The organism is Roseofilum capinflatum BLCC-M114, assembly GCF_030068505.1.
GTDB classification, from domain to species: Bacteria; Cyanobacteriota; Cyanobacteriia; order Cyanobacteriales; family Desertifilaceae; genus Roseofilum; species Roseofilum capinflatum.
Genome location: NZ_JAQOSO010000100.1, coordinates 1 through 10,739 on the forward strand (window position 1 = coordinate 1; position 10,739 = coordinate 10,739).

A 10,739-nucleotide genomic window follows, 5' to 3' on the forward strand; every position below is an offset into this window, starting at 1 on the left:
ATTCCCCATTCCCCATTCCCTATTCCCCATTCCCCATTCCCTATTCCCCATTCCCTATTCCCTATTCCCTATTCCCCATTCCCCATTCCCCATTCCCCATTCCCCATTCCTCATTCCCTATTCCCCATTCCCTATTACCTATTCCCCAATCATGCGATCGCAGTGGCAAAACCTCTTAGAAAACCTCGGCACTTGGGACGGTTCTTTTACCCAATTCTCCCCCTTGGGCATCCTGGAAAAAGATACTCCCACAGTCGTTACCCTGGAAGGCAGAAATAATAACCAAACCGTTTATCAAACTGTACAACGATTTCCTCCTGGGGAAACCCCGCCCCCCATGCTCGAACTCGAATACAGCACTCTCCATCGCAATATTCTCTTCTTCGACAATGGGGCCTTTTCCCAAGGCAGCGCCCACTATAACCCGGTGGCTACTTTTGGCGGTGAATTTGGCTTTATTCACCAGCAACGTCGTCTCCGTTTCGTGATTCTCTATCAAAATGGCTATCTTGACCAAATTACGCTGATTCGGGAAAAACTCCGAGGGACAACTGCTCCAGAACGTCCCCTGTTAACGGTCGATCAACTCTTAGGAACTTGGGAGGGAGAAGTGGTTACCCTCTATCCTGACTTACGCCCCCCAGACTACACCCAAAGTAGCCTATCGGTCTCACGAGAGGGCAATCAAATTCATCAAACGCTTAAGAGTGGTGACTTTTCCCGGACATCAACGGCGACGCTAGAGGGTTCGAGGTTGGAGTTTTCTGGAGGATATCAACCGGTGCAAGTTCTCTTACTGCCGGATGGTGGTTCAACGACTAGCCCCGTGAAGCTGGAATCTGGAAAACCTTTCTTTTTGGAAGTGGGATGGTTACTGTCTGAGAGCGATCGCCTGCGGTTAATTCGCAACTACGATCGCCAGGGCGCTTGGGAGAGTTTAAGCCTCGTTACTGAGAGGAAAACCGATTCTGTCCTATAGCAGAGAAAGGGAAAGTCAGGACGTTTTCTATTGCCTATTGCCTATTGCCTCAAACAATAACCTAATTGTCCTAACCAACTCCTTCTCTGCTATAGCAGGGAGTCCATTAAGGTCATCATACGGATGGCGGTTTCGCTAGGAGAGTCTAGGGAATCGGTGGTTTTCAGGTGATGTTCTAGGAGTCCTTTGAGCGAAATCAGTTTGAGGCTATTTTCGGCTAGGGTTTCGGCGATCGCCTCGGCAGCCGGTAAATACCCGATCGCCCCTAAATCTGAGAGAACCGCCCGGCGCAGTTGTAGTTTATCTCCTTGCAGGGCAGCTTTGAGGCGATCGCCATATTTGGGGTCTCCGGTTAACTGATAGAGAGCGCGGGCAGCTCCATATTGTTCGATTTCCAGGGGATGATCGAGAAAGGGTTGAATCTTGGCAATGGCTTCTTTTACGCCTAAAATGCCCAAGGTTTCAATCACCGCATTGTAGGGTTGAGCCAGATGGGGACAACCGGGGATAGGTTGAGCCGCTTCAAGTCCACCGTCGAGCAGGTTGAGCAGTTCGGGAATAGCCGCTTCAAAGTGAGCGCGTTCTAGATCTTCCCCCAATTCTCCTAGGGCTTGGGCTGCCGTTTCCCGGACATAAAAATCGGAACAGTGGAGGCATTTAATTAAAGGAGAAATAACGCTCGGTTCGCCCAGTTTACCTAGGGCGCGGGCTGCATTGCGTCGGAGAGCATAACCCCCTTCCGGAGTGCGATCGCTTTCATCTTCTAAAGCCGCAACCAGGGCATCAATGGCTTCCGGTTCTTTGACTCGGAACCGTCCCAGCCACCAAGCCGCATAATATCGTTCTCCTCGATCTCCCTGGAGTAGATTGGCGATCGCCCGATCTACAGTCAGTTGAGGAGCTTCAGGGCTAGATGAGGGAGCATTAATCATAGCTGAGGTTCAACACAAGAGATTTAAACACAACTGTGCCCGGAACTCCAAACAGATGTCAGCTTTTGACATTCACCTGTCTAGAGTTCCGGGCCCTATCGTTTAAGCAATGACTAGCTTAAAGCATTGATGGCATAGTCAATGTAGCTATTAGCAGCGGTAGCACCGTCTCCAGTCAAACCATGGTTAGCTTTGATGTACTTCAGCGCTTCGATGTACCAACTGGGGGACAGTTCAAAAGTCCGGTTGATTTCATCGATACCAGCAATCAGATACTCATCCATGGGGCCAGTACCATTGGCAATTAAGCAGTAGGTAACCATCCGCAGGTAGTAACCGATGTCACGGGCGCACTTGTCTTTACCCCGTTGGTCGGCAGCATAGTTAGCTCCCTGCATTTGGGTGGTGTAAGGAAACTTGTTATACACCGCTTGGGCTGCTCCCTGAACGAGCTGGTCTTTTTTCTGAGTCAAGGTTTTAGCCGCATCGATGAACGCTTCAGCTTTTTGGAAGCGACCAAAAGCGGTTTGGATTTCACTGTTGCTGAGAAAGCGACCTTGGGAGTCAGCAGCCGCAACTGCTTCAGTCAGAGGTGTTTTCATGGTTGATGTATCTTCCTACGAGTTGTTTTGCAAGGGTTTCAAAAATAGAAATTTGAAGCAGAATCGAGACCCAATGGGGTCTATCTTCACCAATGGTTAAACTTAGCCTACTGCACTAGCTGCTTTGTCGAAGTATCCAGCAATTTCAGATACTAGAGCAGAGCAGTCTCCAGGGGTGATTCCATTGCGGTCGTTAACAATGGCGATCGCCGAATCTTTCATTTTGCTTACGCCTACAGCTACGGAAGCACCAGGAGTTCCTAGAGCTTGGTAGGTTTCACGCAGACCATTGAGACAACGATCTTCGAGAACACTGGCATCTCCAGCGAAGATAGAGTAGGTTACATAACGCAAGATGATTTCCATATCGCGCAAGCACGCAGCCATACGACGGCTGGTGTAAGCATTTCCACCAGGAGCGATAAGCTGGGGTTGTTCCGCAAACAAGGCGCGAGCTGCATCAGCAACGATGGTGGAAGCGTTACCGGTGATGCGGTTAACAGCATCCATGCGTTTGTTGCCATCAGCTACCATAGCCTTCAGAGCGTCGAGCTGGCTATCAGAGAGGTAATCGCCTCTAGCATCAGCCTGAGAAACCACCTTTGTGAATGCATCGAACATTGACTAAATCTCCTATTTAAGTAGGTCTAGATTCTGGTTAAAGAATCAGTTCAACAAGTGCAAGCTGGTCAAGCTACCGGGACGGACTTGAACAACAGCTCCAAAACCATGAATTTGGAATTCTCGATTCAGTTTACCTGAGATCGGGATGAAGTCAAAAGTCTCAGACTGGTTTTAGAAATCTGAGAAACTTAGGGCTTCGGATGAGAACGCCAAAAAGCACTGTAAATTGGTGCTTTGGTTCTGGTTGGACTGTTTTTTTGCCCTTCACTTAACTCTTATACAATGATGTTGAGTCTTTATTTGTTACATATTATTAAGATTCTCATCTCCTCCAACAGCGATCGCCCCCTTCAGGGAGATCCCTGGAAAAATCCCAGGACAAGGGGATTACACCCGATCCTTGGGGCTTGGATTTTCCAGGGGCAAGGCGATCGCCAGGACAAGAAATCCCTCCCGATGATCCGCCTGAATTACGCCTGTTTTTAGGTCTTCGCGGCTTCTGGGTTATCGATACAAAGCTTAATCTCTATTTACAAAACTTCATATTTTCCGAACTCAATTTCTTTCTTTCCCTCTTCGGCTCTCATCTTACCCCTGACTCCCTAATTTTTGTTCCAAATCAAACAAAAACCCATGAATGTATTCCTCCGTCCACTCTGGGCCATAAAACCGTGTAAACATTCCCCTAGCGGGATCTTTCTCTGCTCGATAGCGAATGTATCTTAACTGAGCCTGTTTAATTTGTAGCAATTCTTCTGGCTCCTCAACCGGTTGAGCCGCTTGCACCAACTTCACGTAAGCACACAAGTAATCCTGGAATGCGGCAAAAACTCGCTCTTGAACCACTTCTGTTTTTTGAGGACGAGTCCATAAAAACGCGGGCGAGAAAAAGGGTTGAGCTTCTTCGGGAAAATCGCCCCCCCAAGGTAAATGCTGTTTATGGTTCTCAAAGAGGGGCAAAATGGGCTGAGTGTATTTTTCCTGATAGGAGGGGTCGTCCCGAAACAGGGGTTGCATGTCTAAGGCAATGAGATGGCCTCCCGGTAAGGTGACTAAATCTGCGCCAAAAAACGGTAAGTCGTAGTTGAGACGGGGAAAAATAACAAAATTGAGAACCTGTAGCGCTTCGCCTCCCTGGACATGGGCGGCGCGAATTTGCCGCAGCTTGTCCGTCTGAAACGCGCTACTGGTAGTCAAGACCTCAGATTGACGTTGGCCCTTACCGACCGTCGCTTGTTTCGACTCAAAGCCTGGGGGAATAGGATAGGGTTGTAGGTCTAGGTGTTCTTGGAGATAGGCGATCGCATATTCCAAAAAGGGTTCATATAAACAACTCACCATAGGAGTTCTCTCGATCCTGCTTATTGGACACTCACGGCTAACGGTTTGGCTCCATCAAACAAAAACTCATATAAAAACCGCTCTGACCATTCATGGCCAAAGTAGCTACTAAATAAGCCAGATGCTGGGTCGCGATCGGCACTATACTGGTCGTAATCCCGTTGGGCTGTGCGGATTCTCTCTATTGCTGTCGGATCGGTTAGGGGTTGAGCGCGATCGAGCAATTCCCAATATAGATTCAAGTAATCTTTATAGGCCTGAAATAGCTTGGTTTGTACTGTTTCGGCATCGGTTTTGGCAAACAAGAGATAGGGGGAGAAATATTGATTGGCATCATAAAACTTCATTTCTAAGTTTTGGGCCAAATTGCTGTAGCGATCGCGCACCCCTTTCATGGGTTGAATATAGGTTTCGAGATAGTCCGGATGGCGAAACAGGGGCTGGAAATCCATCACGACCAAAATCTTATGTTTCCCAAACGAGAGAAAATCAATTCCTAGCAGGGGTAACTCATACTCATAACTGGGATAAATGACACTATTAAAGACCTGGGACGCTTCTCCCCCATCAATATAAGTGTAGCGAATTTTTCGCAATTCTGGGCATTGATAACACCAACTTTGAATCGTTGCCGGATGCTTCCCACGGCTACTCACCTGACGTTCTAGACCGGGCGGAATCGGTTGACTTTGTAAATCGAAACGCTTAAATAATTCCTGTTCTAAAAAATCCATAAAAGGTTTATACATAAAATCCGAACCTATCCACACGACTGTTAAATCCTAAGAGTAGAACAGATAAAACAGCTCTGTCTCAGCTATGATCTACAAAGACACAATCCTTAACACTTCTAAGGAACCCCACTAGGGCTGGAACAAAGACGAGGGGGAAGCCTCTGAAACGTCGCTCTCTTCCCCATCGTCTCAGGCTTATCCTAAACGAGTTTTAGAGGCAATGCGGGTTTTCTTGCGCTCTTGCTCGGACAAGTCGTCCCCAGCTTGCAGACGAGTGGCGCTTTCTTGGAGGACGGTGGCAGCACTGCGATCGCCCATTTGCAAGGCGGTTTTTGCGGCTGTTTGTAGCAGGGTGGCAGCTCCCTGGCGATCGCCGGCTTTGAGTTTGGTTTCGGCAATTTGGGTTTGCCGATATTTGGCTAGGGTGAGCATATGGGACTGGACTTGAGGATCGGTTTGCGGTTTATACGCTTCGGTTACCGTTGCTGTTACGTCCACGGGGGCAGACTCTAAGCCTTCTGCCCCTAATCCGGGATTATCATAAATGACTTGTACCGTGGCGATCGCCTCTTCTCCGAGGGACAACTGACCGATATACAAATTAGCTAACACGACCCTGGGCTGATCCTTCATTAAATCCCCTAACCGTACTTTAACCCCATCTCCTTCTGTCTGTACGGGGAGTTCTATGGTATCGGGGGACACTTGAGCGATGGGTTTGAGTTCCGCCAAGCGCACCGCCGGATTGAAGGATAACTTGAGAAAGGCATTGGTTAAGCCCACGGACTGCACCCGGTCAAACAGCCGCGAGAACGCCGTAATTGCCTCCTCTGGATGTTCGATATAGGACAATGTTCCGCCCCCAGCATCCGCTAACTGTTCCAATACATCCTGATTCCAATGGGCCCCAAAGCCCAGGGTGTTTATAGTGAATTTATACTCTGTGGCTAAGGTGGCTAATTTGAAGCAGCGATCGTTATCGCCATGCTCATTTTCCCCATCCGTGAGCAAGAAAACCTGGGACACCGCATCCTGTTTACCCTTGGCAATTTCTTCAATTCCCAAACGCATCCCTTCATCTATGGAGGTTCCGCCATCCGCTTCGAGGCGCTCAATCAGCTTTGTGAGTTGTTGGCGATCGTCCACAGCCTGATTAGCAATTAATACCTCAGCGTGATGATTAAAGGCAATTACCGACAGGCGATCGCCCTCCTGCAAGCGTTCAATTACCTTAAGGGCTGCCTGTTTCACCGTCCTTAACGGTTGACCCGCCATGGAACCACTATGATCGAGAATTAAACATAAATTTAACCGCAGATTCTGCGCCCCCGCTTCTGACTCCTTCGCCGATATGGACACCGATAACTGTCGTTGCTGACTCGTTTGTGTGGCTTCTAAGTGGCGATCGCTTAACAGAGCCTCTAAACCAACTTCCATAACCCTTTACCATAGACTACCACTTACCATTTTAGTGGGGGAGTGGGGAGATGGCCAGAGCATGGGACAGTGCAAAAAGATAAAATCAAGTTGGGCTTTATGGAGAATTAACCGATGGTGGCCAGATTTTTGTACGATCGAGATTATCATCAATGGATACAAGAAACGGTGGAAGCTTTACGAAATCGAAACTTCGATCAAATCGATTGGGATAATCTGATTGAAGAGTTAGAAAGCATGGGCAAAAATGATAAACGCGCGGTAATCAGTTTACTCACTCGCCTCTTAGAGCATTTACTAAAACTCAAATATTGGCAAGCTGAAAAAGAGCGCTGTGGTAATCATTGGTCAGCAGAAATCGTCAATTTCCGGGCGCAAATTGACACTCGTCTCGAAGATAGCCCCAGCCTGCGATCGCAGCTACCGCTCCTCTATGACAAAGCCTATCCAGTAGCGCTCAAATCCGTCTCCAAGCTCTTTGATTTACCCGAAGATGCAGAACTTCCTTTATCCCAAGTCCTGGATGAAGATTGGTTTCCTGAAGTCTAAACCCACCTCTCTAGGTCTGCATTCCCAGCGCAGTACGCCAGATCGCGCTAGGATAAGAAATATTAACAAATAGCCATTCAACAGCAATCCTAGTCTATGGACACACCGATTAAGGCCGTACAGTCTCCCTACTATGGAGATGCCTATTATCGAACTCCCCCCCCCGATCTGGCCTCCTTACTCCTCAAGGAGCGCATCGTCTATTTAGGGATGCCCCTATTTTCCGACGATCAAGTTAAACAACAAGTCGGTGTTGATGTGACCGAACTGATCGTCGCCCAACTGTTGTATCTACAGTTTGAAAGTCCCGAAAAACCCATCTACTTCTACATCAACTCTACCGGAACCTCCTGGTATGGAGGGGAAGCTGTTGGGTTTGAAACGGAAGCCTTCGCCATCTGCGATACCCTCAGCTACATTAAACCCCCCGTGCATACCATCTGCATCGGTCAAGCCATGGGAACCGCGTCCATGATCCTCTCGGCTGGGACGAAAGGCTGTCGCGCCAGCCTCAGCCATGCAACCATTATCCTCAACCAACCGCGAACGGGGACTCAAGGACAAGCGACGGATATCCAAATTCGGGCCAAGGAAGTGCTGGACAATAAACAGACCATGCTTTCGATTTTGTCCGAGAATACGGGGCAACCGGTAGAGAAAATTTCTAAAGATACCGATCGCATGTTCTACCTCACTCCCCAAGAAGCCCAAGAATACGGGTTAATTGATAAAGTATTAGCCAGTACCAAGGATCTTCCCCAGCCCATGCCTGCCATGAGTTCCTAATTCTGGGCGATTAACGCTTTGCTTTTTGTTTTGTTGTTCATTTTTTCTGGTATTTTCCTATGCCTATCGGTGTTCCTAGTGTTCCCTATCGTCTCCCCGGAAGTCCTTACGAACGGTGGATTAATATTTACGATCGCCTCTATCAAGAGCGAATTATTTTCCTCGGTCGCGAAGTCACAGATAGTTTAGCCAACCAACTGGTAGCGGTGATGCTCTACCTAGACTCCGATGACCAGAATAAGCCCATTTATCTCTATATCAATTCTCCCGGTGGCTCGGTGACCGCAGGCATGGCTATTTATGACACCATGCAGCATATTAAATCAGAAGTGATCACCATCTGCGTCGGGTTAGCCGCTTCCATGGGAGCCTTTTTACTGGCTGCGGGCAGTCCCGGTAAACGGTTAGCCCTTCCCCATTCTCGGATTATGATTCACCAACCCCTCGGTGGTGTGGGCAGACGACAAGCGACGGATATTCAAATTGAAGCTCAACAAATTCTCCGCACTCGTGCCCAGTTAAACGAGCTAATGGCTAAACACACCAATCAACCCCTAGAGAAAATCGAAAAGGATACCGACCGAGATTATTTCATGTCTTCTGAAGAGGCGAAAGAATACGGTCTGATCGATAAGGTGATTGTAGACCGGGTTTAGTTGAGTGAGGGATAACCGATCTTGCCCCTCTTCTCCGACGGGAGAGGGGGAACAAGATCCCCCCCTTCAAAAGGGGATAAAGCGCGAAAATCCCTGTATGGGGAGGGGTTATCCACAGAGTTAAGGAATCGGGGAGTGTATCGTTGTTAATGTGTGGGGATGAATATTGCGTATTATTATCGAGTTTTGGGCTTGAAGCCGGGGGCCTCTTTTGCGGAGGTTAAGGCTTCCTATCGGCGCTTGGCACGAGTGTGTCACCCAGATGTGAATCCGGGAGATAGACAAGCTAAGGATAAATTTATTCAATTAACTCAAGCCTACGAAATTCTGTTAAAAGAGATTTCTGAGGTTACCGATACTGAATTGGGATTTGAAGCGTTTTCCCATCCCCCTCCTGAAGCGACTCCGACTTCTCCGACTCCCTCACCTAGTCCAGTTCCCCGGAAGGTGAAAATTCCGCCTTTGAGTCCCCAGGATCAACAGTTAAAACAAAGTTCCTATGAGCAACTGCGAGAGTTGTTAAAGAACAAGCGCTTTCCGAGGGCGATCGCCTTGGTAGAAGCGTTGCGCGATCGCCTCCCCTTCGATCCGGAAGTGCGGCAATGGCAAGCGATTACTTATCAGTCCCAGGGTCAACATTTACTCAAACACAATCAACTAGAAAAGGCCCAACTCTACCTACAAAAAGCCCGGCGCACCGACCCCCACAACCGCCGCTTGGGACTGCAAATTGAACGGGATCTTAACCGTTTAGGTATCGAATCGACTCTCTACTGAATTCGAGGACTGGGTAGAGAAGGGGGCTATGGTGAGATTCGCCGATCAGCTTGCTCTTTTCCGACGCTGGGGAGGTATGGAAAATGGGTTTAAGGATTAAATGCCTCTATCCCTTATCCAGTCTGGGTTGTAGCGATTTGAAGTATCGACACAGCGTCGGCCCTTACAGGGCAAGGGTTTCAGCGATTTGGGCTTGTTTTTTCAGCCGCCCTCTGCTAAGATTAGGGGTGTGCGTCGGAAATGTACCTGGAAAACTAAATAGAGCAAGGGTCTCAACCGCCAGCAGTTGAAATGCGCTTAAATCCCTATGAGGGATTGAAACAGTGCCCCCTCTGCGCTCCCAGAGAGATCCAGATTTAGAGTAGCGTTGAAATGCGCTTAAATCCCTATGAGGGATTGAAACAAGCTCCGGTAGACGATCGCCCTTTCTCTCAATGTTGAAATGCGCTTAAATCCCTATGAGGGATTGAAACAATAGTGCAGTGGGCAACGCTCCCGCCCAAAACTCATGTTGAAATGCGCTTAAATCCCTATGAGGGATTGAAACAAAAAGCGACGGGGCATAAGCTTTTAGACCATTTGGTTGAAATGCGCTTAAATCCCTATGAGGGATTGAAACTTTTGTGGAAGCTGCAAGCGATCGCAAAGGCGCAGTTGAAATGCGCTTAAATCCCTATGAGGGATTGAAACAAGAAACCACAACCGACAAAACAAACGCAAGAAATAACGATCGTTGAAATGCGCTTAAATCCCTATGAGGGATTGAAACTTTGCTAGATTTCGATAAATCATCATTACCCCACGTTGAAATGCGCTTAAATCCCTATGAGGGATTGAAACCGATTACAGCGCGTGGAACCCCCTACTAAATCCAGGTTGAAATGCGCTTAAATCCCTATGAGGGATTGAAACTGGAAAGAGAAGAAGAAGACTTAAGGAAAGAAAAAGGGGGTTGAAATGCGCTTAAATCCCTATGAGGGATTGAAACGGGATGTTGAAATAAGCGGAGAGAAAAGTTTCTATATAAAGTTGAAATGCGCTTAAATCCCTATGAGGGATTGAAACGAGATATGCATTCACACCGGGATTCCGACTTGCGAAATCAAGTTGAAATGCGCTTAAATCCCTATGAGGGATTGAAAATTGTGCCAGTTTTGGCGGAAAATCAGGCAAAATGTATTCCTATAAAAATCCTGTAAAATGGGAATTATAGCGTGAAAAATGGCTTTCCCATTCCCCATTCCCCATTCCCCATTCCCTATTCCCCATTCCCTATTCCCCATTCCCCATTCCCCATTCCCCATTCCCCATTCCCCATTCCC

At 48.0% G+C, this 10,739-nt stretch carries 11 protein-coding genes and 1 CRISPR repeat array; of the genes, 5 read left to right on the forward strand and 6 right to left on the reverse strand.

The window, feature by feature from the left end; all coding sequences use genetic code 11:
- On the forward strand, positions 1-979 hold a 979-nt coding region (locus PMG25_RS18990), incomplete at its 5' end, for a DUF3598 family protein (RefSeq protein WP_283768468.1).
- Positions 980-1,068: 89 nt separating this feature from the next.
- Here PMG25_RS18990 and cpcE read toward each other — a convergent pair.
- The 6 genes from cpcE to PMG25_RS19020 all read right to left on the reverse strand — a co-directional run bounded on the left by cpcE (position 1,069) and on the right by PMG25_RS19020 (position 6,649).
- Positions 1,069-1,911 (reverse strand): C-phycocyanin alpha-cysteine-84 phycocyanobilin lyase subunit CpcE, encoded by an 843-nt coding sequence (gene cpcE, locus PMG25_RS18995; RefSeq protein WP_283768469.1) that lies wholly within the window; start codon positions 1,909-1,911, stop codon positions 1,069-1,071.
- A 113-nt stretch (positions 1,912-2,024) separates the two neighbouring features.
- Positions 2,025-2,513 (reverse strand): C-phycocyanin subunit alpha, encoded by a 489-nt coding sequence (gene cpcA, locus PMG25_RS19000; protein ID WP_283768470.1) that lies wholly within the window; start codon positions 2,511-2,513, stop codon positions 2,025-2,027.
- Positions 2,514-2,615: 102 nt separating this feature from the next.
- A complete protein-coding gene (gene cpcB, locus PMG25_RS19005; RefSeq protein ID WP_283768471.1) occupies positions 2,616-3,134 on the reverse strand; it encodes a C-phycocyanin subunit beta in 519 nt (172 codons plus the stop codon).
- Between the two features lie 591 nt (positions 3,135-3,725).
- Positions 3,726-4,478 carry a phycoerythrobilin:ferredoxin oxidoreductase gene (locus tag PMG25_RS19010; protein WP_283768472.1) on the reverse strand — a complete coding sequence of 251 codons (753 nt, stop codon included), beginning with the start codon at positions 4,476-4,478 and terminating at the stop codon, positions 3,726-3,728.
- 20 nt (positions 4,479-4,498) lie between these two features.
- Entirely contained in the window at positions 4,499-5,227 is a 729-nt protein-coding gene (locus PMG25_RS19015) for a 15,16-dihydrobiliverdin:ferredoxin oxidoreductase (RefSeq protein WP_283768473.1), read from the reverse strand.
- A 180-nt stretch (positions 5,228-5,407) separates the two neighbouring features.
- Positions 5,408-6,649, reverse strand: coding sequence for a vWA domain-containing protein (locus tag PMG25_RS19020; protein ID WP_283768474.1), 1,242 nt, complete (start codon positions 6,647-6,649; stop codon positions 5,408-5,410).
- A 114-nt stretch (positions 6,650-6,763) separates the two neighbouring features.
- Here PMG25_RS19020 and PMG25_RS19025 point away from each other — a divergent pair, with 114 nt between their 5' ends.
- From PMG25_RS19025 to PMG25_RS19040, 4 genes are all read left to right on the forward strand, one after another.
- Positions 6,764-7,198, forward strand: coding sequence for a DUF29 domain-containing protein (locus PMG25_RS19025; RefSeq protein WP_283768475.1), 435 nt, complete (start codon positions 6,764-6,766; stop codon positions 7,196-7,198).
- A gap of 96 nt (positions 7,199-7,294) precedes the next feature.
- The gene (locus PMG25_RS19030; RefSeq protein ID WP_283768476.1) at positions 7,295-7,984 is read left to right on the forward strand and encodes an ATP-dependent Clp protease proteolytic subunit; all 690 of its coding nucleotides are present in this window, start codon (positions 7,295-7,297) and stop codon (positions 7,982-7,984) included.
- A gap of 59 nt (positions 7,985-8,043) precedes the next feature.
- The gene (locus PMG25_RS19035; protein WP_283768477.1) at positions 8,044-8,640 is read left to right on the forward strand and encodes an ATP-dependent Clp protease proteolytic subunit; all 597 of its coding nucleotides are present in this window, start codon (positions 8,044-8,046) and stop codon (positions 8,638-8,640) included.
- A 159-nt stretch (positions 8,641-8,799) separates the two neighbouring features.
- Positions 8,800-9,417, forward strand: a complete 618-nt coding sequence (locus PMG25_RS19040; protein ID WP_283768478.1) for a DnaJ domain-containing protein — start codon at positions 8,800-8,802, stop codon at positions 9,415-9,417.
- Between the two features lie 285 nt (positions 9,418-9,702).
- Positions 9,703-10,560: a CRISPR direct-repeat array (repeat unit 37 nt; unit sequence GTTGAAATGCGCTTAAATCCCTATGAGGGATTGAAAC).
- Positions 10,561-10,739 lie beyond the last annotated feature (179 nt).